Source organism: Martelella endophytica, assembly GCF_000960975.1.
GTDB lineage: Bacteria > Pseudomonadota > Alphaproteobacteria > Rhizobiales > Rhizobiaceae > Martelella > Martelella endophytica.
In genome coordinates, this window is the sequence record NZ_CP010803.1 from 4,649,378 (window position 1) to 4,670,889 (window position 21,512).

The following is a 21,512-nucleotide window of genomic DNA, read 5'->3' on the forward strand; positions in this document are numbered from 1 at the left end:
GCTATGCCTGGGGCTACACCAATCACGATGACACCATGACAGGTCTTGCCATGTTCGAAAGAATCAGCCGCTTCCTTCAGGAGATTTCCAGCGAAGGCGATCAGGGGCTGGCGGAACCCAATGATGCGCGCGTTGCCGTTGTCGCGCTCTGCTATCAGGTGATGGAAGCCGATGGCGTCATCAGCGCAAGCGAGCAAAACCGGTTGCGGGAGTTGCTCGAAGGCATATACGACGTGCATGGTACCAGTCTCGACGATTTGATTTCCGCCGGTGAGGAAGCGGGAAGCGAAGCTGTCGATTTCTACCGCTTCACCTCGGATGTGAAACGCCACCTCGATGAGGATCAGCGGATCAGGCTGATCGGTCTCCTGTGGGACATTGCCTATGCCGATGGCAGCCGCAGCGAGATGGAGGACAACGTCGTGTGGCGCATCGCCGAACTCATCGGTGTATCCGGGCGGGATCGGGTGCTCGAACGGCAGGCCGCGCTCAAGCGCGCTGCGATTGACGACGAAGGAGATATGGGTGAATCCGCAGAAGAGTAAGAAGCCGATCCTGATCGTCCTCCATCAGGAACGCTCGACCCCCGGCCGCGTCGGCCAGCTCCTCATCGAGAAAGGATATCCGCTCGACATGCGCCGCCCGGCGCTCGGTCAGGCCCTGCCTGACACGCTGGAGCATCACGCCGGCGCCGTCGTCTTCGGCGGCCCGATGAGCGCCAATGACAATGATGACTTCGTCCGCCGCGAAATCGACTGGCTGGAGGTGCCGCTGAAGGAAAACCGGCCCTATCTCGGCATCTGTCTCGGCGCCCAGATGCTGGCCCGGCATCTCGGTGCAAAGGTCTACGGCAATCACGACGGCTCGGTCGAAATCGGCTGGTATCCGCTGGAGGCGACACGCCACGGCCGGCTGATGATGAAATGGCCTTCCATGGTCTACCAGTTCCACCGCGAAGGCTTCGAGCTTCCGCATGGCGCCGACCTTCTGGCCCGCGGCGATCTCTACCCGAACCAGGCCTTCCGTTACGGTGAGAAGGCCTATGGCGTGCAGTTTCATGCAGAGCTGACGCGGATGATGATGCAGAGCTGGGTGGTGCGCGGCGCAAGCCGTTTCTCACTTCCCAAGGCCCAGCCCGGCCGCCTCCATCTCGAAGGCCGGATGCTGCACGACCGGGCGCTGAAAGCCTGGCTTGGGGATTTTCTCGACACCGTCTTCGAAAACGAAGCCGTTTCGGCCTGATCGGCGACCGCCCTACTCCTGACGGCCGATGAGATGCTCGGGTGTCTCCAGGCTGTCGATGGTCCTGAGCTTGGTGAACTTCATGGCCCAGATCACGGCGACGGCGAGCGAGCCGACACCGCCGAAGACAACGGCCGGCACTGCGCCGATGAAATGCGCCATCGAGCCGGCGCGGAATTCGCCGAGTTCATTCGAAGCCCCGACGAAGACCATGTTGACCGCATTGACGCGGCCGCGCAGTTCGTCGGGCGTCCACAGCGCGATCAGCGTTTCGCGCACATAGACCGAAATCATGTCGGCGCCGCCCATGACGGCGAGCGCGGCAATCGAAATCCACGGGCTCGCCGACAGCCCGAAGACCAACGTCGACAGACCGAATATGGCGACACCCGCGAACATGAAATAGCCGGCGTGGTGGCGGATCGGCACGCTGGCGAGGACGACGGCGACGATGATCCCGCCGACGCCGGGCGCGGCGCGCAGCAGACCCAACCCCCAGGGGCCGAGGTCGAGAATATCGCGGGCAAAGACCGGCATCAGCGCGACAGCGCCACCGAGCAGCACCACGAAGAGATCGAGCGAGATCGCGCCGAGCACGACCTTTTCCGTGGTGATGAAGCGGAAGCCGGCAAGAATGGTCTCGAGCGACACCGCGGTGCTCTGGCGCTGCTGGTTCGGCTTCGGCACCATCACCATCAGCACCGTTCCGGCAGCGAAGAAGGCAACGGCCGTGGAATAGGCCGCAGCGGCCCCGAGCCCATAGAGCAGGCCGCCGGCGACCGGGCCGACGATCGAGGCGATCTGCCAGGAGGACGAATTCCAGGCAATCGCATTTGCCAGGTCGCGCTCCGGCACCAGGTTGGGCGCAAGCGACTGCAGGGCCGGGCCGGAAAAGGCCCGCTCCGTGCCAAACAGCACGAGCAGCCCGAAGACCGGCCAGGGCGAGAACAGGCCGAGCACCGTAATGGTCAGCAGGCTCGCAGCGCAGGCAGTGGCGATCGCAAAGCAGATGGCGGCGATCATGCGGCGGTTGTAGCGGTCGGCAACCGTGCCGGTCACCAGGGTGAGCAGCAGCGAGGGCAGGAACTGGAACAGGCCGATGAGGCCGAGATAGAAGGCGTTCCCGGTCTCGTCATACATCTGCCAGCCGACCGCGACCGAAACGATCTGCACCGCGAAGGTGCCGAGGAAACGCGAGAAGAAGTAAAGCGTATAGCCCCTGTGGCGGAAGGCATCGAAGCGGGCGCCGGTGGGTGAAATTGTCATCGGATGTTCCGGTTGGCAGGAAAGTCGTGCGGAGGATGCACGTTTCAGGGACGGTTGTTACAACTCCACCTCTTGCCCGCCAAGACGTCAATGTCTAAATGGTTGTCAGCAAGGAACAGGAGCTTATGCATGATCGCGTTGTTTGAAACGATTTTCTACGCCCTCGAAATCTACAAGTGGGTGATCATCGCCAGCGCGATCTTCTCGTGGCTTTACGCATTCAACATTGTCAACGCCCACAGCCAGTTCATCAATTCGATCGGCCGTGCGCTCTATGCGGTCACCGAGCCGGTCTATCGCCCGATCCGCAATTTCCTGCCCAATCTCGGCGGCATCGATATTTCGCCGGTGATCGTGCTTCTGATCGTATTCTTCCTGCAGAGGCTCATCCTGACCGGCATCATTCCCCGGCTTTACTGAGCTTTTCTCGGAAAGAATGAACCGCCCGTCACCGGGCGGTTCGGTGTTTATGGCGCTCGGCCGGCAGAAGATTACTTCTCGGCCTTGGCGCGCTCGATGGCTTCGACGATGAGCTTCTTGGCTTCGTCGACACCGTGCCAGCCAAAAATCTTCACCCACTTGCCGGGCTCCAGATCCTTGTAGTGCTCGAAGAAGTGCTCGATCTGCTTCAGCTGGATTTCCGGAATATCGGTGAAATCCTGAACCTTGTCGAAGCGGGCGGAAAGCTTCTGGGAGGGAACGGCAATGATCTTTTCGTCCTTGCCGGAATTGTCTTCCATCATCATCACGCCGATCGGGCGGACATTGATGACGCAGCCGGGAACCAGCGGACGATAGTTGCAGATCAGCACGTCGATCGGATCGCCGTCGTCGGAGAGCGTGTGCGGCACGAAGCCATAATTGCCGGGATACATCATCGGCGTGTAGAGGAAACGGTCGACCACCAGCACACCGGCGTCCTTGTCCATTTCATACTTGATAGGCTGTCCGCCCATCGGCACTTCGACGATGACGTTGATATCGTCCGGCGGGTTCTTGCCGATGGAAATCGCTTCAATACGCATCAGGTTCTCCAAACAGGGGGGATTTGATGCTGTTGGATAATCAAATTGGCGCTGCAAAGCAACCTGAAGGAATGACTTCCGGCAATTTCATCGGCCTGTCGCCGGCTCGGGATGCCGCATATTGCAACCGCAAAACCGGCTCAATCCCAGACGAATGAAACCTTGGCGAGCATGCGACCGCCGACGCTTTCCTCGGCAAATGCCATCGGTTTTCCGCCCATGGCCGAGAAGAACAGCGAAGCCTGTTCGAGCGCGTCGATGCTCCAGCAGATCGTGCCCTTGCAGCCGAGCGAGGCCAGCAGTCGCCGCGCCTCGTTGAACAGCGTCCGCCCGAAGCCCACGCCCTGAAACTGCGGCAGCAGGTAGATTTCGTAGATCTCGCCCTCCTGCGGCAGCGACCGCGATCGGTTGAGACCGACGGTGGCGTAACCCACCGGCTCGCCGTGCACCTCAAGGACGAGCAGCGTCGCATCGCCCTCGATGGCCTTGCGCCACCAGGCAGCATTGCGGCGGGTGATCATGTCCTGCAGAGCGCGATGAGGGATGATGCCGGCATAGGCGTGCTGCCATGTCAGCCAATGCACATTTGCAATCTTCTCGGCGTCTGCCGTCTCCGCGGCTCTGACGTCGCTTGATAGTATCCTCATAACCGACCCTTGTGTCCGGTCCCTGAAGCATACTGCAATCAATCGGATTTGCCCATCACAAATCAGTCATCGCTTTTCTCTGCCGGGCCTGCGGGCGAAGGCCGCGACGGTGGCGTCGACGATACGGCCCGGCATATCGGGCTCGGCGAACATGATCTCGATGGCAAGAATCTCGCTCTTTGCCCTGAGGTCGGCGATCGCAGGATCGGTTGCGCCGGCAGAGCGGGCATGGTCCTTGGCGGTCGTGACCAGGGCAAGGCCGTCCGCGTCATCGAGCAGCGATCGCGCGAGCTCTGGCGTCAGCGGCTGGTGGTCGGCAAGCGGTACGGCCTTGACCACGGTGGCGCCGATTTCTTCAAGCGTATCGAAGAGCTTGCGTGGATCGCCGATCCCTGCATAGGCCAGCACATCCCGCCCCCGGAAGCGGTCCGCCCCTTGCGCCGGCACGGCGCGCACCGCGGCGACCGGTAAACCATGAGCGTCCGCAAACGCGCCGACCGCACGATTGCCGCCGCTGCCGTTGACAACGAGCAGATCGACCTTCAGCCGCTGGATGTCCAGGGGCGCCCGCAGCGGCCCGGCAGGCAGGCAGCGGCCATTGCCAAGCCCGCGCGCCGCATCAACGACCGCGAGCGCAAAATCGGGCGCGATCCGGCCGCTCTGCAGGCCATCGTCCATGATGATGAAATCGACGCCCTCGGCCTCCAGCAGGTGGGCCGCATCGAGGCGGGCGGGCGAGACGGCGACGGGCGCGGTGGCCGACAGCATTACCGCTTCATCGCCGACGTCATCGTGGGTATGCTGTGCGGGATCGACCAGCATCGCGCCATCGACCCTGGCGCCAAAGCCGCGCAGCACGAAACCGGGTTTCAGACCACGAGCGAGAGCCGCCCGCGCCAGGGCTTCCGCCACCGGTGTCTTGCCCGTGCCGCCGACGGTGAAATTGCCGACGAGAACGAGCGGCACACCGGCGCGCGCGCCGCTGGCCCGCTGCATGCGCCGACCGGCAAAATAGCCATAGATCCAGCCAAGCGGCGAGAGCAGCAAGCCGAGCGGATGACCCGCCTGCCACCAGAAGCGCGGCGCCTTCATCAGCATCGGCCGGCATCCGGCATGGACTTGGGAAAAGCGCGCCACTCGGCCCGGACGGCAGGATTGCCCATCATGAAACGCTCGCCTTTCTTCACGCCGCCCGCAGGCGGCTCAGCGCGAGGCCTTGCGGATGGCAGGTTCGATGGTGTTCTGCCGGAGCGGCAGCGACCAGCTTTCGCTGGCGACCGGCCGTGGCTTCGGCCGGGCGCAGAAACGCGCCTCCAGTATCAGCGGCGCAAGGAAACGTTCAAGCCCCTTGATGGTCTTGACCAGCGCGCCGCGCATTTCGCGCACCGCGGCATAGCCTGCATCGACCATGTCAGCGCGAGCATTGTCGTCGGACAATAACAGGTCGACGGACTGCAGCAGCGCCTCTGCGCCATCAACGGTGCGCACGGCGCCGTGCTGGCGCATGCGGCGATAGGTCTCGCGGAAGTTTTCGATATAGGGGCCGGTCAGCACCGCAGCGCCGAGCATCGCCGGCTCCAACGGGTTCTGCCCGCCCTTGGCGGTCATCGATCGCCCGACGAAGGCAATCTCGGTGAGGCGCAGGTAGAGGCCCATGTCGCCCATCGTATCGCCAAGCAATATGTCGGTCTCGGGCGTCACCGGATCGGATGTGGAGCGGCGCGCCACCTTCAGGCCCTTGGCGGCGAAAAGCGCAGCCAGCACATCCGCGCGGTCGGGATGGCGGGGCACGATGACGGTCAGCAATCCTTCGTGACGCGCCTTGAGCGCCATGTGAACGTCGGCAGCAGCCTTTTCCTCACCGTCGAAGGTGGAGATCGCCGCCCAGACCGGCCGGTCGCCAATCTCTTGTCTCAGCGCCGCCAGGGCTTCAGCGTCTGCCGGCGGTGCGTCGCGATCGACCTTCAGGTTGCCGGTAATGCCGACATTGAGCGCGCCGAGATCGGAAAACCGCTCGGCATCGAGGTCGGTCTGCGCCATGACATAGGCAAATCGGGAGAAGAGCGTGCGCGCAAGTTCGCGACGGTGGTTCCAGCGGTCGAAGGAGCGGTCGGAAATCCGGCCGTTGACAATGATCTGGGCGATGCGCCTGCGGGAGAGCTGGTTGATCGTGACCGGCCAGACCTCGGTTTCGACATTGATCGCGAGATCCGGTTTCCAGTGATCGAGGAAGCGCCCGATCGCGGGCGCAACGTCAATCGGCACATATTGATGGATGACGCGGTCGCCGAACCGCTCCGCGGCGACCTTGGCCGAAGTCACCGTGCCGGTGGTCACCAGTACGGAGATCCCGTAGTCGCAGATATGTTCGATGAGTGGTGCTACGGCCAGCGTTTCGCCGACACTGGCGGCATGAATCCAGACGACCGGACCTTCGGGACGGGCCACCTCGGTGCGGCCGAACCGCTCGCCAAGGCGCTCTCGATCTTCCTTGTCAATCTGGACGCGGCGATTGAGATAAAATTTCAGCAAGGGATAGCCGACGATACCGCCGAGCCAGTACCCCTTCTGCGCGAACCATGTCGAAATTCCAGCCTGCATGCCCAATCCGAAAGTCGCCCCCGCTGTGAAGTACGCCTGCACACACTCATACGCGAATCATCGGTTGTCCCTTCAGGATAACACCAGAAAATCACGTATACTACCGCATACCCGTAAATGAGCGTTTATACAACCTTGCCGAGATACCGACCCGACAAGGCCTTCAGGACTTCGCTACATTACGTCTTTGTTATACGGCCGCACAAACAATGCATTACGGATGCGGCAAAATCATGAAGCATCAGCTCTCAGGATCGAGCAGGCGATGCAGATGGACGATGAAATAACGCATGTGAGCATTGTCGACGGTCTGCTGCGCCTTCGATTTCCATGCTTTCAGGGCCGACGCGTAGTTGGGATAGATGCCGACGATATCGAGTGCATCGAGATCGGAGAAACGGACACCTTCGAGACTTTCAAGCTCGCCGCCGAAGACGAGATGAAGAAGCTGCTTGTTTTCCACGGAGTCGATCATTTTGAGCCTCACCTAATCGTTTTAAACAATATGAGTGGTCTTCGTGTCGCGGGTTTGCCCCGGCTTGTCAAGGCGCGTCCGGAGGTCCGAATTGCCGCAGCATTTCGCTGACCAGCGCCGGGTGGCCGGCAAACAGCGTCCCCTGGCTGACATCGGCGTGATTGTAGCCGAGCGTCCGCTCCGCCTCGTCCACCAGCACCCCGCCGGCGCGCTCCAGTATAATGTCGGCTGCGGCGAGATCCCAGTCATGCGAATGCGCTCGCACCAGCGTCCCGTCGAGCCGACCGTCCGCCACCATGGCAAGACGATAGGCAAGCGAGGGGATGTGCGGATGGCGCCGCAGACGGGCGCCGAAATCGGCGTTGAACCTGCCGGCCAGATTGCCGGGCATAGAGATTTCCACCGGCCGCCGCTCTTCGCCGGCTGCCGCAATGGCGATGGGAACGCCGTTCTTCAATGCCGGTCCCGAAAGTTGAGCCGAATAGATCTCATCGAGCGCCGGCGCCACCAGAACGCCAGCGACCGGCCGGTTGCGGGCCACGACGGCGACGCTCACCACCCAGGTCTTGCCGCCGCTCAGAAAGCCGCGCGTCCCGTCGATCGGATCGACGACGAAGGCACATTCGGCCGCTATCCGGGCGGGATCGTCCCGACTCTCCTCCGACAGCCAGCCATAATCCGGCCGCGCCTTGCGGAGAATGTCTTCGAGGCAACTGTTGGCGGCAAGGTCGGCAGCGCTTACCGGCGACTGTCCGCCATTCTTCCACCAGACCTCGGGCGCCCCGCCGAAGTGCGACAGGGCGACAGCCCCTGCCTCCCGCCCCGCCATCTCGATCAGCGCCAGATCGTCCGTCCAGTCCTTCGTGGTGTCAAAAGCATCGGTCACGGCAACGCCCTTACCGTCCCGCGAGGGTCAGTCCCTCGACAAGGATGCTGGGCGCAGCAACGGAGAAGCGACGGTCGATATCGCTCGCCGGCGTCATCGCCATGAACATCGATTTCAGATTGCCCGCAATGGTGAGCTGGGCGACAGGAAACGCGATCTCGCCATTCTCGATCCAGAAGCCGCTGGCGCCGCGCGAATAATCGCCCGTTACCATATCGACGCCGCTGCCGATGAGCTCGGTGACATAAAGCCCCGTGCCGATTTCGGCCATCAGTTCGGCTGGCGATTTCTCGCCCGGCTCGAGGATCAGGTTGGTCGGCGAGGCCCCGAGCGAATTACCCGCCCGCGCGCCGCGGCCGTTGGTTGACATGCCGAGCTCACGCCCGAGCGCGGTCGACAGGAACCATTGCGTCAGCACGCCGTCCTCGACCATGGCGAGGCGCTCGCTCGAGACCCCTTCGCCGTCAAAGGGCTGCGAGCTGGCGCCGCGCGGGATGCGCGGATCGTCGATGACGTTAAGGCCGGCCTTCAGCACCTGCTGGCCGAGCTTGTCGCGCAGAAAGCTGGTCTTGCGCGCGACAGCGGTGCCCGAGATCGCGCCGGCGAGATGGCCGACGAGGCTGGTCGCAAGCCGCCGATCGAAGATGACGGATGCGCCGCGACGGGTTTCGATCTGGCGCGGAGCAAGCCTCGCAACGGCGCGCTCGCCGGCGCTGCGGCCGATATCCTCCGGCGCGTTCAGGTCGCCGTCGTGCGAGCGCGCGTCATAGTCATAGTCGCGCTGCATCGCCGTCCCCTCGCCTGCCACCGCGGAAGCGGAGACGGAGGAATAGGAACGCCGATAGCCGCCGGCAAAGCCACCCGATGTGACGAGCGCGAAGGCGACCGATCCGCGCCCGGCGCTCGCGCCAGAGCTCTTGGACACACCCTTCACCGCAAGCGCCGCCTCTTCGGCGGCAAGCGCCCGCGCCACCAGGGCCTCGGGCGAGACATCCGACTCGTCATGAAGGTCGAGATCCGGATAGTCACGTGCCAGCCGATCGCTGTCGGCGAGGCTCGCATAGGGATTTTCCGGCGAAACCTTTGCCATGGCGAGCGCCCGCTCGGCCAGCCGCTCGACGTCACCATCGTCATTGGTCGAGACGCTTGCGACCTTCGCACCGACAAACACGCGCAGCGAGAAACCCTGATTTTCCGAAGCCTGCGCATTCTCGCGCTCACCGTTTCTGACCGAGACGCTGTTGGAGGCGCCTTCGGAGACGACGACATCGGCGGCATCGGCACCCATTTTCTTCGCGACATCCACGATCCGGGAAGCGCGCTCGATCAATTCATTGCAATCTGCAGACATGGCTTGGCCTTTCCTTGCGCTTCCATTTATTGTTCGCTTTGTATTCCATCAAGGCCTTTCGGAAACGTGGCCTCTTCATTCTTTTGCAGGGACGAACTTATGGCGACAACGACGAGCCTGTTTTCCGAAACCGTGTGGATGCTCGGCGCGGCCGCTGTCGCCGCGCCCATCTTCAAGCGCCTCGGCCTCGGAACGGTGCTTGGCTATCTGGCGGGCGGCATCGTTATCGGCCCGGTGCTGCAGCGCATCACCAATGGCGAGGAAGTGCTGCACGTCGCCGAACTCGGCATCGTCTTCCTGCTGTTCATGATCGGACTCGAGCTGAAGCCGGCGCGGCTCTGGACCATGCGGCGCGACATCTTCGGCCTCGGCCTGGCGCAGGTGCTGGTCACCGGCGCGCTGCTGGTGCCGCTTGCCCATCTTGCGCTGTCGAGCTGGCCGGCGGCGCTGATCGCGGGCTTCGGTCTCGCCCTGTCCTCGACCGCATTCGCGATGCAGATCCTCGACGACAGCGGCGACGTGAATACCCGCTACGGCCAACGATCCTTCTCGATGCTGCTGTTCCAGGACATCGCCATCGTGCCGCTTCTGGCGCTGGTCAGCATTCTCGGCGGCGGCGCGGAGGATGCGACGGCCGGCGACATGGCGACGAATGCCGCCCTGGCGCTGGCGGTAATCGCCGCCATGATCGCCGCCGGCCGCTACGTGCTGACCCCGGTGTTCCAGATCATCGCGGCGACCGGCGCCCGTGAGGTGATGATCGTCGCCGCGCTGTTCCTCGTCATCGGCGCGGCCATGGCGATGCAGATGGTGGGGCTTTCGATGGCGATGGGCGCGTTCCTCGCCGGCGTCATGCTCGCCGAATCATCCTATCGCCATGAACTCGAGGCCGATATCGAACCCTTCCGCGGCGTGTTCCTTTCGATCTTCTTCATCGCTGTCGGGCTGTCGCTTGAGCTTCAGGTCGTCTACGAGAACCTGCTGCTCATTGCGATCGCCGTGCCGGTGCTGATCCTGGTGAAGGCACTCGTCATCTACGGCCTCTGCCGCCTTACCGGATCGCCGCACGCCGATGCCGTCCGCATCGCCGCGCTTCTGCCGCAGGGCGGCGAATTCGGCTTCGTGATGTTTTCGACGGCCGCAGCGGCCGGCATCTTCTCCAACGCGACGGCCTCGTTGCTGATCGCGATCGTCACCGTTTCGATGGTGGCCACGCCGCTTTGCGTCAGGCTTGCGGAACGGCTCTTTGTTCGGCGCGAGGCCTATCACGAGGAGATCGAGGAGGATTTCGCCGATGCCGGCGCCGACGTGCTGATGATCGGCTTCTCGCGATTCGGCCAGATCGCCGCGCAGATCCTGCTGGCGAGCGGCCGCGAGGTGACCATCATCGACTTTTCGGCGGAGCGCATCCGCCAGGCCTCGGCCTTCGGCTTCCACATCTACTTCGGCGACGGCACCCGCAAGGACGTGCTGATCGCCGCCGGCATCGAGAAGGCGAAGATCGTCGCGGTCTGCACCCAGAAGCGCGAGATCACCGACCGGGTGATCGATGTGGTTCAGGAGAATTTCCCGCGCGCCCACATCTATGCCCGCTCCTATGACCGCGGCCACACGCTGGCGCTCAGGCAGCGCGGCGTCGAATATGAGTTGCGCGAGACGCTCGAATCCGGACTTGTCTTCGGCCGCGAGACGCTGATTGCGCTCGGCAGCAGCGAAGAGGAGGCAATGGCGATCACCGACGATATCCGCAAGCGCGACGCCAAGCGTCTGGAGATCCAGGCCGTCGAGGGCATCATGGCGGGCGCCGATATGCTCCACACCCACCCGGTGAGCCCGGAACCCCTGATGCGCCCGAAACGCCGACAACCCGACCCGACGGTCAAGGTGACCGGCAAGGACATGGCATGAACGGGGCGTTGGTCATCAAAAGCTGCGGCTTCAGTCGTCCTCGTACTGGAACACCACCGTCGACAGACGGGGCGTGATCTCGGCATAGGCGCATTCATTGTCGTCGAGCCTGGCCACCCACTGGTGGCCGACATAGGTTTCCATGTCCATTCCCTGCCCCGGCACGAGCCGCGTGTAGAGCAGCCAGGCGCCGTCAGGGTCGATCCAGTAGAGATCGAAGGGAAAACCGAGCGCCGTGCCGCCCTCAAAATGGACAAGCCGCCGGGCGCCCGTGAATTCGGTGCGGATGCCATAAAGAACCAGCGCACCGTCATAGCGATCCTCATCGCTGCGTCCGGTCGGGACGACAAGCTGCCAGTGGCCCATATACCGCTCGATTACCAGCTCGCCGGCGGCCTCGGTCCTGATCGCGCCGCACCCCAGGAACCCCTCGTAGGACTGGCCGATCGCGTAGACCTCCCAGCCTTTGACATCGGCATAGGGCACGATACGGTGCTCCTCGCGATGATCGAGCCAGCCGGCCGAAGCAGAGCCCGCGCACGACCACGCGACGACGATCATCAGGATACAGAAAAGCCTGCCTGGCATGCTGTTCCCCCTCTACCAAAGCCAATTTGCGTTTTAGCGAAAACGCATACGCCCAGCATTGCCATCAAGGCGGATTTCCGGCAATCTGCGATTTAAGTTGATATCAACCTATATAATCTGATGAACGGGAGGAGCGCAAACAATGGCGAAGAACACGATCTGCATCTGGTATGACAAGCAAGCCGAGGAAGCCGCAAACTTCTATGCTGACGTGTTTCCGGACAGCATGGTCAAGGCGGTGCACCGGGCACCGGGAGACTATCCCTCCGGCAAGGCGGGCGATGTGCTGACGGTGGAGTTCACCGTCGCCGGCATCCCCTGCCTCGGCCTCAACGGTGGCCCGGCTTTCACCCACAGCGAAGCCTTTTCCTTCCAGATTTCAACCGAGGACCAGGCGGAAACCGACCGCTACTGGAATGCGATCGTCGAGAATGGCGGCCAGGAAAGCGCCTGCGGGTGGTGCAAGGACAAATGGGGTATCTCCTGGCAGATCACGCCCCGCACCCTGATGGAAGCGCTCGCCGCCGGCGGCGGCGAGGCCGAACGCGCCTTCGCAGCGATGATGGAGATGAAGAAGATCGACGTGGCGGCGATCGACGCAGCGCGGCGGGGATAGCCCCATCCTCATGGCCTGACGCAAAAACTTTTACCGTTTGATAAAATTTTCGAACTGAGTTAGCATCCTCCCCAACAACCACCAATAATTGGGGAACATTGCTATGCGAGAATTGAACCCGGCCCTGAAGGGCGGGCGACTTGCGCCCGATTCATACAAGGGCAATTTTTCCGACCTGCATCCGCCGCTGGACAGGCATGAGGCGGCTGTCGAGGCGGATCGCTGTTATTTCTGCTACGATGCGCCGTGCATGACGGCCTGTCCGACGGCGATCGATATCCCGCTGTTCATCCGCCAGATATCGACCGACAATCCGCTGGGCGCGGCAAAGACCATCCTCGACCAGAACATCTTCGGCGGCATGTGCGCCCGCGTCTGTCCCACCGAGACGCTGTGCGAGGAAGCCTGCGTGCGCAACACGGCGGAGGAAAAGCCCGTCGAGATCGGGCTGCTGCAGCGCTATGCCACTGATGCGGCGATGGCAGAAAACAGACAGTTCTACACGCGCGCCCACGAGACCGGAAAGCGCGTCGCAGTCGTCGGCGCCGGACCTGCAGGCCTTGCCTGCGCCCATCGCCTCGCCATGGCGGGCCACGATGTGATCGTGCTCGAAGCGAAGGACAAGGCCGGCGGCCTCAACGAATACGGCCTCGCCGCCTACAAGACCGTCGACGATTTCGCCCAGAAGGAGATCGCCTATCTTCTGGAAATCGGCGGTATCGAGATCCGCGGCGGGCAGATGCTCGGCCGCGATTATACGCTCGGGGAACTGCGCCGCGATTATGATGCCGTCTTCCTCGGCATCGGCCTCGGCGGCGTCAACGAACTCGGCATTCCGGGCGAAACCCTTGCCGGCTGCGACAACGCCGTCGATTTCATCGAGGAGCTGCGCCAGACCGAAGACATTTCCTCGGTGGCCGTCGGCAGCCATGTCGTGGTGCTCGGCGGCGGCATGACCGCCATCGACGCTGCCGTGCAGTCGAAGCTTCTCGGCGCCGACGAAGTGACGCTCTGTTACCGGCGCGGCGCGGATGCCATGGGCGCCTCGAAATTCGAGCAGGAGCTTGCCGCCTCGCGCGGCGTCTTCATCCGCCACTATCTGGCGCCGAAGGAAATTCTCGGCGAGGACGGCAAGGTCGCCGGCGTGCTGTTCGAGCATACCGAAGTCAGGGACGGCAAGCTGGTACCCACCGGCGAGACCGGCGTGATTGCCGCCGACCACGTGCTGAAGGCGATCGGCCAGACGTTTGTCACCGAGCATCTCGAGGGCCTGAAGCTGGAGAACGGCCGCATCGCCATCGATGCCGAGGGCCGCACCTCGCTTGCCGATGTCTGGGCGGGCGGCGACTGCGTGAAGAAGGGCGAGGACCTGACGGTCACTTCGGTCGCCCAGGGGCGAGACGCCGCGATTTCCATCAATCACGTTCTGGCGGGCGAAGCACCGCTGGCAAGCGCCGTGGCCTGAGGAGAGAAGACAATGGCTGATCTTTCCAACAATTTCGTCGGCATCAAGTCGCCCAACCCGTTCTGGCTCGCCTCCGCACCGCCGACGGACAAGGCCTACAACGTCGAGCGCGCCTTTCGCGAAGGCTGGGGTGGCGTCGTTTGGAAGACACTCGGCGAGGAAGGCCCGCCGGTCGTCAACGTCAACGGCCCGCGCTATGGCGCGATCTGGGGCGCCGACCGCCGGCTTCTCGGCCTCAACAATATCGAACTCATCACCGACCGCGACCTCTACCTCAATCTCCGCGAGATCAAGGAAGTGAAGATGCGCTGGCCGGATCGCGCCATCGTGGTGTCGATCATGGTGCCCTGCGAGGAGGAAAGCTGGAAGGCGATCCTGCCGCTCGTCGAAGAGACCGGCGCGGACGGCATCGAGCTCAATTTCGGCTGTCCCCACGGCATGTCCGAGCGCGGCATGGGCGCCGCCGTCGGACAGGTGCCGGAATATGTCGAGATGGTGGTGCGCTGGTGCAAGCAATACACCCGCATGCCGGTGATCACCAAGCTGACGCCGAATATCACCGATATCCGCCATTCGGCCCGCGCCGCCTATCGCGGCGGCACGGATGCGGTGTCGCTGATCAACACCATCAACTCGATCGTTTCCGTCGACCTCGACAACTTTGCGCCGAACCCGACGGTCGGCGGCAAGGGCACGCATGGCGGCTATTGTGGCCCGGCGGTCAAGCCGATCGCGCTTAACATGGTGGCCGAGATTGCCCGCGACCCGGAAACCGCCGGCCTGCCGATCTCCGGCATCGGTGGCATCACCACCTGGCGCGATGCGGCCGAATTCATGGTGCTCGGCTCGGGCAATGTGCAGGTCTGCACCGCGGCGATGACCTATGGCTTCAAGATCGTCAAGGAAATGATCTCCGGCCTTTCCGCCTGGATGGACAGCAAGGGCTTTCAGACCCTTGACGACATCACCGGCCGCGCCGTGCCGAATGTCTCCGACTGGCAGTATCTGAACCTCAACCACATCGCCAAGGCGCGCATCGACCAGGATGCCTGCATCAAGTGCGGCCGTTGCCACATCGCCTGCGAGGACACCTCCCACCAGGCGATCACCGCTATGGTCGACGGCGAACGCCACTTCATGGTGAAGGAAGAAGACTGCGTCGGCTGCAATCTCTGCGTCAACGTCTGCCCGGTCGAAAACTGCATCGACATGGTGTCGCTCGCACCGGGCGAGAAGGACCTGCGCACCGGCAAGACGGTGTCCGCCGACTATGCCAACTGGACAACCCACCCCAACAACCCGATGGCCTTCAAGGCCGCTGAGTAAGGGGCGACAAACAGACATTTTGAAGGAGGCCGCATGTCCCCGACATGCGGCCTTCGGTTTGTTGACAAGCCTATTCTTTTGACGGGCGTCATCCTCGGGCTTGACCCGAGGATCCAGGCAGCACGGCAAGAGTTCCCAATAAGTCTTCGTAAATTCAATGAGCTAACCCGCCTGCATGCTTTCATCAAGCCCGAGCCTGCCCACTGTGGAGAGGCCGGCGGCAGGATCAACATACGCCTCCAAGCCTCTGTTGGCACTCGGGTGGCCGCATATTCTCCACATACATCCTTATTTACAAAATCAAAATATAGACCACAACTTACTAAAAATTCTCTGTTAATACTAATAGTAACCTCCGCAATTTTGCGTATTGCAATCCCGCCGCGATAATTTCAAAAGTGTAATACTTTTTCGGCGCGTGGGAAGTCCAGATAGAACGCTCTTCCCACCGGGAGGTGGGTAGGCTTGCGACGGTTTGCTGCCAGGGCAAGAGAGAAAATTCGATATGCGCCCGCCGTCTGGGCGCGCATTCGGCCGACCGCGGGCGACCTCCTCGCTCTTGCCGTCATCGTGCTCGTCATCGGCTCGATGATTGTTGCCAACCGCGAGGCGGCGCGCGCCTACACAAACGGCCTGCGGCTGAAGACGGCGGAACGCATGGCGCTCTCCAGCATCCGCATCGAAGAGGACATCAATGAGAACCTGCGCCTCGTCGAAGGGTTCGGCAGCGCGCTTGCACTCGAACCCGAAATCGACCAGAGCCGCTTCGAGCGGCTTGCCCGCAAGCTTCTCTCCGGCGACACAGAGCTCCGGAGCCTGGCGATCGCCCGCGACCTCTTGATCGAGATGGTCTACCCCTTTGCGGAGAACCAGGAAGCCCTCGGCCTCAGCTACGCCGACAGGCCGGACCAGCTTGCCGCGGTGCGCAAGGCGCTGATTTCACGCAAGGCCGTGATCGACGGCCCCATCCAGCTTGTGCAGGGCGGTGCGGCGCTGCTGGCCTACTACCCGCTTTACGACGGCACCGACGCCAATGCCTGGGGTATCCTTTCTGCCGTCATCGACCTTGAGGACGTGCTGTCGGACGAGGTGATTGGGGCCGACCAGCCGGACCTCGCTTTCGCCGTCGGCAAACGTGGGCCGGATGGCAAGATCACCGAAATCCTGTTCGGGCAGCCAGAGGTGTTTGCCGAAAGCCCGGTCATCCATGAACTCAGCCTTGCCAACACGACATGGGCGGTCGCTGCCGCCCCTGAGGTCGGCTGGCGCCAGACCTTTGCCGCCGCCCTTCCACGAAGGCTTCTGATCGATGCTGTCGGGATCATCATCATCACGGCCGTCCTCGGTATCGCCCATCTGATGCGGATCAGAAGCCGCAACCTTGCTGCCCTCAGGAAGAGCGCCGCAGACACGCAGAGCCTGTCACGGCGCATGCAGCTCGCGCTCAACGCTTCCGCCATCGGCGTCTGGGAAATGGATCTCGAAAGCGGAAAAACCATCTGGGACCAACGGATGTACGAGCTCTACGGCGTCCCGCCCGACACGGACGAGAGCGGCCTCGACATCTGGCGCAAGCATCTCGCGCCGGAGGACCTCGAAGAGGAGACGTCGTCGCTTGAGAGCATCCTTGCGGCCGGGAAGCCGTTCCGCGACACCTACCGGATCGTTCACCCGGACGGGGCGATCCGCTACCTGCAGGTGTTTGGCGATTTCTATACCGATCCCGGCGGCCATCGGCGCCTGATCGGCGTAAACTGGGACATCACCGACGATATCCAGCTCCAGAACGACCTGAAGCACGCCAATCAGGAAGCTCGCCGCAAGAATGCAGCGCTGGAGCATGCGCAGGATGTGCTGCGCCACACCGCATTGCATGACGCCCTGACCGATCTCGCCAATCGGCAATATCTCGAGCATGTGTTCGTCAAGGGCAATGAGACCTCGATGCTCGAGCCGCCCTATGCCGTGCTGCATATCGACCTCGACCGCTTCAAGGAAATCAACGACACGCTCGGCCACACCGCTGGCGATGCCATGCTGCGCCATGCCGCGCGCATGCTGAAGAGCATCGCCCGACCGAACGATTTCATCGCTCGCATCGGCGGCGATGAATTTGCGCTCGTCACCGCCTTCGACGGTGATGTTGCGGCGCTGAACCGGCTTGCCCAGGACATCATCCGGGCGCTGGGCCGGCCGCTCAGCTACGGCGACCATCAAATCCGGATCAGCGCCAGTGTCGGCATAGCCTGGATGGATGCCGAGGCGGAAGCGATGCGCGACGTGCTCGTCAACGCAAGCATTGCGCTTTACGAAGCCAAGCGCATGGGCCGCAATCGTCTCGTGGTCTTCGACGCCGCGCTACGCAACATCGCGATCACCAACAAGAAGGTGGCCGACGAGATCATCGATGCGCTGGAGAATGACGAATTCTTCGTCTCCTATCAGCCGCAGATCAATGCCCATACGCTGGAGCTTTCGGGTGCCGAGGCGCTGGTGCGATGGAAACACCCGACCCGCGGCATGGTCGAGCCCGGCTTCTTCATCGGCACGGCCGAGACCATCGGCGCGATCGCGAGGATCGATGCCCTGGTGTTGCAGAAGGCGCTGGATCAGCAGCGCAGATGGCTGGAGCGCGGGCTCGATGTTCCCCACATCTCGGTCAACATCTCGGCACAGAGGCTCGCCGACGAAATGCTGCTGTCGAACATCGAAACCCTGAAGCCACCGCCCGGCCGGCTGCGTTTCGAGCTGCTGGAGTCAATCTCCTTCGAAGACAGCGAGACCCGGCTCGACGAAAACGTTGCGCGCATCAAGGCGCTTGGCATCGATGTCGAGATCGACGATTTCGGGACCGGCTACGCCTCGATCCTGAGCCTTCTGGCGCTCTCGCCGAAGAGCCTCAAGATCGACCGGCAGCTGGTCTTTCCGATCACCATCGGCGCCGGCGAACGCAGGCTTGTCGCCTCGATCATCGAGATTGGCAAGGCGCTTGGCATCGAAGTCATCGCCGAAGGCGTGGAAACCCTGGAGCATGCCCGTATCCTGCGCGAGCTCGGCGTCGATTCCTTCCAGGGCTATCTGTTCGCCCCGCCCCTGGCACCGGACGCGCTGGAACGTTTTGCCCGCGAGAAGGCCTGGGTGGCGCAGTTTGCTGCCAACAACGGCGTTTCGCGCAGAAGGCCGGGATAGATCGTCAAGGGCGCTAGCGGACGATCAGGCCGTTGACGAAGAGCGTCTCCAGATAGCGCGCCGCATCCTCGAACCGGCCCTCGCCCGAAAGCCCCTCGCCGAGAACCGACTGAACCTGAATGTCGAAATCCGAGTAATGCTGCGTGGTCGCCCAGATCGAGAAAATCAGGTGATAGGGATCGACCTTGCGCAGCTTTCCAGCACGCTGCCAGGAACGGATAACCTTGGCCTTTTCGTCCACCAGGTCCTTGAGCTCGCCTTTCAGAAAACTCTCCGTATTGGGCGCGCCCTGCAGCACTTCATTGGCGAAGAGACGGCTTTCCCGGGGGAAATCCCGTGCCATTTCGAGCTTGCGGCGTATGTAGGAGCGGATTTCGCTTTCAGGCTCCTTGTCGGCGTCGAAAAGCCGCAACGGATCAAGCCAGACATCCATTACACGGGCAATCAACTCCGAAAACATCGCCTCCTTCGAGCGGAAATAGTAGAGCACGTTCGGCTTCGACATGCCGGCGGCCTCGGCGATCTGGTCGACGGTCGAACCCCGGAAGCCGTTAGCCGAGAAGACATCAAGCGCAGCCTCAAGGATGATCTCTTCCTTGGCCTCCTGAATGCGTGTCCGCCGCTGGGTCTTCGCTGCCCGTGCCATCATTGCCGTCTACGCTCCTTGGGGTCAGTTCTGCACAAAAACAAATCACGCTCATTCTTTAGGCTATTTTTTACGAAAATGTTGAGTGAATTGTCTTTCGTCACTTGAGCACGGGCCCTAAAGTTGTAAAGTTTACCAACCGGTCAAATTCGTCAAGGATCGGAATCACAAGAACGGTACGGTCATGAAACCGGCCACATGTATGGGGACTGAAATGGCAGCGTCAGCAGGCGAAAACATGCGCGTCAACGGAGATCGGCTCTGGGATGCGCTGATGGAGATGGCAAAGATCGGCCCCGGCATAGCCGGCGGCAACAACCGCCAGACGCTGACGGATGCCGACGCCGAAGGCCGCGCCCTGTTCAAGTCATGGTGCGACGATGCCGGTCTTTCGATGGGCGTCGACAAGATGGGCACGATGTTCATGACGCGCCCCGGTACGGACCCGGATGCGCTTCCCGTCTATGTCGGAAGCCACCTCGACACCCAGCCGACCGGCGGCAAATATGACGGCGTTCTCGGCGTTCTCTCCGCGCTTGAGCTGGTGCGCACGTTGAACGACCTCGACATCAAGACCAAACACCCGATCGTCGTCACCAACTGGGCCAACGAGGAAGGCGCCCGTTTCGCCCCCGCCATGCTGGCCTCCGGCGTTTTCGCCGGCGTCCACACCATGGATTACGCCTATGCCCGCAAGGACCCCGAAGGGCTCGCCTATGGCGATGAACTGAAGCGCATCGGCTGGGTCGGCGACGAGGAGGTCGGGGCGCGCAAGATGCATGCCTATTACGAATACCATATCGAGCAGGGCCCGATCCTCGAGGCAGAGGATAAGCAGATCGGCGTCGTCACCCACTGTCAGGGCTTGTGGTGGCTGGAATTCACGCTCACCGGCAAGGAGGCCCATACGGGCTCGACGCCGATGGCGATGCGCGTCAATGCCGGCCTCGCCATGGCCCGTATTCTGGAGATGGTGCAGAAAGTGGCGATGGACGCCCAGCCCAATGCCGTCGGTGGCGTTGGCCAGATGTTCTTCAAACCGAATTCCCGCAACGTCTTGCCGGGCTCGGTCACCTTTACCGTCGACATCAGAACGGTGGACCAGGACAAGCTCGACAGCATGCGCGCCCGCATCGAGAAGGAAGCTGCGGAGATCTGCGAGGCGCTCGGTGTCGGCTGTTCGGTCGAAGCGGTCGGCCATTTCGATCCCGTCACCTTCGCGCCGGAACTCGTCGATAATGTCCGCGCGGCGGCCGTCGAACTCGGCTACAGCCACATGGACATCGTCTCCGGCGCAGGCCACGACGCCTGCTGGGCCGCCAAGGTCGCACCCGCCACCATGGTGATGTGCCCATGCGTCGGCGGGCTTTCGCACAACGAGGCCGAGGAGATTTCCAAGGAATGGGCCACCGCCGGCGCCGACGTGCTGCTCAGGGCGGTGTTGAAGACGGCGGAGATTGTTGAATGACGGCGGGCGCAGCATCCTCACCCGGCGCATTCGCGCCACCCTCTCCCCCAGGGGAGAGGGGGAGCGCGGGGCCGGCTACGAAAGACTATCAAACACAGTCGCCGAGCGCGAAGCGCCGCCCCTTCTCCCCTGAGGGGAGAAGGTGGCCGAAGGCCGGATGAGGGGGGCTTATGCCGAACTCGAGCACCCAATTCGCCCGCGCTCTACGCCGCAACGAGACGGACGCGGAAAAGGTGCTGTGGCGCGAACTTAGAAACCGCAACCTCAACGGCTTCAAATTCACTCGGCAATATCCGATCGGACCGTTTATCGCCGATTTCGCCTGTCGTGAGAAAACGCTTGTGATTGAGCTGGATGGTGCGCAGCATGCCGACAATATGAGAGACATGGAAAGGACGCGCTATATCAACTCTGCTGGCTTTTCCGTTATCCGCTTTTGGAACGAAGAAGTGCTTCGCGAGCGAGAGGACACCCTCGAAACCATTGTCGCCATTCTCGAAGAGCGCCTGACCGATCTATGCGAGATCACCCGATTCTATCCGAGGAAGCCAGAGATCCAATGAAATCCACGGAAAAGCCCCCGCTCCGCTCCCGCGGCTTCATCGGCGCCAAGCCTGCTTCGTCGGTGACAGCCGGCACAGGACCGCAAAAGCTGACCGGCCCGGCGAAGAGCCGGGGCGTCGTCACACCGAACACCACGGCCGCACCGAAAGCCATTGACAGCAACATCAAGCCACCGGGAAAGTGGCACCTGAAGTAGACCAAACCATGGGCAGAGAAGCGGAAAACCGCCCGCCCGCGCAGATAAGGGAA

Annotated in this window: 21 protein-coding genes; 11 read left to right on the top strand and 10 right to left on the bottom strand. The window is 62.4% G+C overall.

Features of this window, described 5'->3' with window-relative positions; all coding sequences use genetic code 11:
- Positions 1 to 50 precede the first annotated feature (50 nt).
- Together TM49_RS21695 and TM49_RS21700 are read left to right on the top strand one after the other, a co-directional pair.
- Entirely contained in the window at positions 51 to 545 is a 495-nt protein-coding gene (locus tag TM49_RS21695) for a tellurite resistance TerB family protein (RefSeq protein WP_045685665.1), read from the top strand.
- The gene (locus TM49_RS21700; RefSeq protein WP_425283263.1) at positions 526 to 1,242 is read left to right on the top strand and encodes a glutamine amidotransferase; all 717 of its coding nucleotides are present in this window, start codon (positions 526 to 528) and stop codon (positions 1,240 to 1,242) included. Before TM49_RS21695 ends, TM49_RS21700 begins: the two co-directional genes overlap by 20 nt.
- 12 nt (positions 1,243 to 1,254) lie before the next feature.
- Here the strand turns inward: TM49_RS21700 and TM49_RS21705 are convergent, their stop codons facing one another.
- Complete coding sequence (locus TM49_RS21705; RefSeq protein WP_045684301.1) at positions 1,255 to 2,508, bottom strand: MFS transporter; 1,254 nt, start codon at positions 2,506 to 2,508, stop codon at positions 1,255 to 1,257.
- A 129-nt stretch (positions 2,509 to 2,637) separates the two neighbouring features.
- Between TM49_RS21705 and TM49_RS21710 the strand changes: the two genes are divergently transcribed.
- The gene (locus TM49_RS21710) at positions 2,638 to 2,928 is read left to right on the top strand and encodes a YggT family protein (RefSeq protein ID WP_045684302.1); all 291 of its coding nucleotides are present in this window, start codon (positions 2,638 to 2,640) and stop codon (positions 2,926 to 2,928) included.
- A gap of 71 nt (positions 2,929 to 2,999) precedes the next feature.
- Here the strand turns inward: TM49_RS21710 and ppa are convergent, their stop codons facing one another.
- From ppa to TM49_RS21745, 7 genes are all read right to left on the bottom strand, one after another.
- A complete protein-coding gene (gene ppa / locus TM49_RS21715; RefSeq protein WP_045685667.1) occupies positions 3,000 to 3,533 on the bottom strand; it encodes an inorganic diphosphatase in 534 nt (177 codons plus the stop codon).
- 140 nt (positions 3,534 to 3,673) lie between these two features.
- Positions 3,674 to 4,180 (bottom strand): GNAT family N-acetyltransferase, encoded by a 507-nt coding sequence (locus TM49_RS21720; RefSeq protein WP_045684303.1) that lies wholly within the window; start codon positions 4,178 to 4,180, stop codon positions 3,674 to 3,676.
- 66 nt (positions 4,181 to 4,246) lie between these two features.
- On the bottom strand, positions 4,247 to 5,278 hold the full coding sequence (lpxK, locus tag TM49_RS21725) for a tetraacyldisaccharide 4'-kinase (protein WP_045684304.1): 1,032 nt from the start codon (positions 5,276 to 5,278) through the stop codon (positions 4,247 to 4,249).
- A gap of 105 nt (positions 5,279 to 5,383) precedes the next feature.
- A complete protein-coding gene (waaA, locus tag TM49_RS21730; protein ID WP_052699988.1) occupies positions 5,384 to 6,781 on the bottom strand; it encodes a lipid IV(A) 3-deoxy-D-manno-octulosonic acid transferase in 1,398 nt (465 codons plus the stop codon).
- Positions 6,782 to 7,022: 241 nt separating this feature from the next.
- Positions 7,023 to 7,256 (bottom strand): DUF4170 domain-containing protein, encoded by a 234-nt coding sequence (locus TM49_RS21735; RefSeq protein WP_045684305.1) that lies wholly within the window; start codon positions 7,254 to 7,256, stop codon positions 7,023 to 7,025.
- Positions 7,257 to 7,323: 67 nt separating this feature from the next.
- A complete protein-coding gene (locus TM49_RS21740) occupies positions 7,324 to 8,085 on the bottom strand; it encodes a 3'(2'),5'-bisphosphate nucleotidase CysQ (RefSeq protein ID WP_045685671.1) in 762 nt (253 codons plus the stop codon).
- Between the two features lie 67 nt (positions 8,086 to 8,152).
- The gene (locus tag TM49_RS21745; protein WP_045684307.1) at positions 8,153 to 9,493 is read right to left on the bottom strand and encodes a TldD/PmbA family protein; all 1,341 of its coding nucleotides are present in this window, start codon (positions 9,491 to 9,493) and stop codon (positions 8,153 to 8,155) included.
- Between the two features lie 99 nt (positions 9,494 to 9,592).
- Between TM49_RS21745 and TM49_RS21750 the strand changes: the two genes are divergently transcribed.
- Positions 9,593 to 11,401 carry a monovalent cation:proton antiporter-2 (CPA2) family protein gene (locus tag TM49_RS21750; RefSeq protein WP_045684308.1) on the top strand — a complete coding sequence of 603 codons (1,809 nt, stop codon included), beginning with the start codon at positions 9,593 to 9,595 and terminating at the stop codon, positions 11,399 to 11,401.
- A gap of 30 nt (positions 11,402 to 11,431) precedes the next feature.
- Here TM49_RS21750 and TM49_RS21755 read toward each other — a convergent pair whose 3' ends face one another.
- Positions 11,432 to 11,989 (bottom strand): VHL beta domain-containing protein, encoded by a 558-nt coding sequence (locus tag TM49_RS21755; RefSeq protein ID WP_045684310.1) that lies wholly within the window; start codon positions 11,987 to 11,989, stop codon positions 11,432 to 11,434.
- A gap of 142 nt (positions 11,990 to 12,131) precedes the next feature.
- On the opposite strand from TM49_RS21755, the gene TM49_RS21760 reads away from it, so the two are divergent.
- From TM49_RS21760 to TM49_RS21775, 4 genes are all read left to right on the top strand, one after another.
- Entirely contained in the window at positions 12,132 to 12,605 is a 474-nt protein-coding gene (locus TM49_RS21760) for a VOC family protein (protein WP_045684312.1), read from the top strand.
- 103 nt (positions 12,606 to 12,708) lie between these two features.
- Positions 12,709 to 14,070, top strand: a complete 1,362-nt coding sequence (locus tag TM49_RS21765; RefSeq protein WP_045684314.1) for an NAD(P)-dependent oxidoreductase — start codon at positions 12,709 to 12,711, stop codon at positions 14,068 to 14,070.
- Between the two features lie 12 nt (positions 14,071 to 14,082).
- A complete protein-coding gene (gene preA / locus TM49_RS21770; protein ID WP_045684315.1) occupies positions 14,083 to 15,396 on the top strand; it encodes an NAD-dependent dihydropyrimidine dehydrogenase subunit PreA in 1,314 nt (437 codons plus the stop codon).
- A 465-nt stretch (positions 15,397 to 15,861) separates the two neighbouring features.
- Entirely contained in the window at positions 15,862 to 18,585 is a 2,724-nt protein-coding gene (locus TM49_RS21775; RefSeq protein ID WP_052699989.1) for a bifunctional diguanylate cyclase/phosphodiesterase, read from the top strand.
- A gap of 13 nt (positions 18,586 to 18,598) precedes the next feature.
- Here TM49_RS21775 and TM49_RS21780 read toward each other — a convergent pair whose 3' ends face one another.
- On the bottom strand, positions 18,599 to 19,234 hold the full coding sequence (locus tag TM49_RS21780) for a TetR family transcriptional regulator C-terminal domain-containing protein (protein ID WP_045684317.1): 636 nt from the start codon (positions 19,232 to 19,234) through the stop codon (positions 18,599 to 18,601).
- Between the two features lie 211 nt (positions 19,235 to 19,445).
- On the opposite strand from TM49_RS21780, the gene TM49_RS21785 reads away from it, so the two are divergent.
- The 3 genes from TM49_RS21785 to TM49_RS21795 all read left to right on the top strand — a co-directional run bounded on the left by TM49_RS21785 (position 19,446) and on the right by TM49_RS21795 (position 21,459).
- Positions 19,446 to 20,699 carry a Zn-dependent hydrolase gene (locus tag TM49_RS21785; RefSeq protein WP_045684318.1) on the top strand — a complete coding sequence of 418 codons (1,254 nt, stop codon included), beginning with the start codon at positions 19,446 to 19,448 and terminating at the stop codon, positions 20,697 to 20,699.
- Positions 20,700 to 20,869: 170 nt separating this feature from the next.
- Positions 20,870 to 21,262, top strand: coding sequence for an endonuclease domain-containing protein (locus tag TM49_RS21790; protein ID WP_045684319.1), 393 nt, complete (start codon positions 20,870 to 20,872; stop codon positions 21,260 to 21,262).
- Positions 21,259 to 21,459 (top strand): hypothetical protein, encoded by a 201-nt coding sequence (locus TM49_RS21795; RefSeq protein ID WP_045684320.1) that lies wholly within the window; start codon positions 21,259 to 21,261, stop codon positions 21,457 to 21,459. Before TM49_RS21790 ends, TM49_RS21795 begins: the two co-directional genes overlap by 4 nt.
- Positions 21,460 to 21,512 lie beyond the last annotated feature (53 nt).

What these genes read in the sequence shown, in the direction of transcription:
- TM49_RS21695 (WP_045685665.1), top strand. Translation starts at nt 51, where the DNA reads ATGTTCGAAAGAATCAGCCGCTTCCTTCAGGAGATTTCCAGCGAAGGC.
- TM49_RS21705 (WP_045684301.1), bottom strand. Translation starts at nt 2,508, where the DNA reads ATGACAATTTCACCCACCGGCGCCCGCTTCGATGCCTTCCGCCACAGG.
- TM49_RS21710 (WP_045684302.1), top strand. Translation starts at nt 2,638, where the DNA reads ATGATCGCGTTGTTTGAAACGATTTTCTACGCCCTCGAAATCTACAAG.
- ppa (WP_045685667.1), bottom strand. Translation starts at nt 3,533, where the DNA reads ATGCGTATTGAAGCGATTTCCATCGGCAAGAACCCGCCGGACGATATC.
- TM49_RS21720 (WP_045684303.1), bottom strand. Translation starts at nt 4,180, where the DNA reads ATGAGGATACTATCAAGCGACGTCAGAGCCGCGGAGACGGCAGACGCC.
- lpxK (WP_045684304.1), bottom strand. Translation starts at nt 5,278, where the DNA reads ATGCTGATGAAGGCGCCGCGCTTCTGGTGGCAGGCGGGTCATCCGCTC.
- waaA (WP_052699988.1), bottom strand. Translation starts at nt 6,781, where the DNA reads ATGCAGGCTGGAATTTCGACATGGTTCGCGCAGAAGGGGTACTGGCTC.
- TM49_RS21735 (WP_045684305.1), bottom strand. Translation starts at nt 7,256, where the DNA reads ATGATCGACTCCGTGGAAAACAAGCAGCTTCTTCATCTCGTCTTCGGC.
- TM49_RS21740 (WP_045685671.1), bottom strand. Translation starts at nt 8,085, where the DNA reads ATGGCGGGGCGGGAGGCAGGGGCTGTCGCCCTGTCGCACTTCGGCGGG.
- TM49_RS21745 (WP_045684307.1), bottom strand. Translation starts at nt 9,493, where the DNA reads ATGTCTGCAGATTGCAATGAATTGATCGAGCGCGCTTCCCGGATCGTG.
- TM49_RS21750 (WP_045684308.1), top strand. Translation starts at nt 9,593, where the DNA reads ATGGCGACAACGACGAGCCTGTTTTCCGAAACCGTGTGGATGCTCGGC.
- TM49_RS21755 (WP_045684310.1), bottom strand. Translation starts at nt 11,989, where the DNA reads ATGCCAGGCAGGCTTTTCTGTATCCTGATGATCGTCGTCGCGTGGTCG.
- TM49_RS21760 (WP_045684312.1), top strand. Translation starts at nt 12,132, where the DNA reads ATGGCGAAGAACACGATCTGCATCTGGTATGACAAGCAAGCCGAGGAA.
- TM49_RS21765 (WP_045684314.1), top strand. Translation starts at nt 12,709, where the DNA reads ATGCGAGAATTGAACCCGGCCCTGAAGGGCGGGCGACTTGCGCCCGAT.
- preA (WP_045684315.1), top strand. Translation starts at nt 14,083, where the DNA reads ATGGCTGATCTTTCCAACAATTTCGTCGGCATCAAGTCGCCCAACCCG.
- TM49_RS21780 (WP_045684317.1), bottom strand. Translation starts at nt 19,234, where the DNA reads ATGATGGCACGGGCAGCGAAGACCCAGCGGCGGACACGCATTCAGGAG.
- TM49_RS21785 (WP_045684318.1), top strand. Translation starts at nt 19,446, where the DNA reads ATGGCAGCGTCAGCAGGCGAAAACATGCGCGTCAACGGAGATCGGCTC.
- TM49_RS21790 (WP_045684319.1), top strand. Translation starts at nt 20,870, where the DNA reads ATGCCGAACTCGAGCACCCAATTCGCCCGCGCTCTACGCCGCAACGAG.
- TM49_RS21795 (WP_045684320.1), top strand. Translation starts at nt 21,259, where the DNA reads ATGAAATCCACGGAAAAGCCCCCGCTCCGCTCCCGCGGCTTCATCGGC.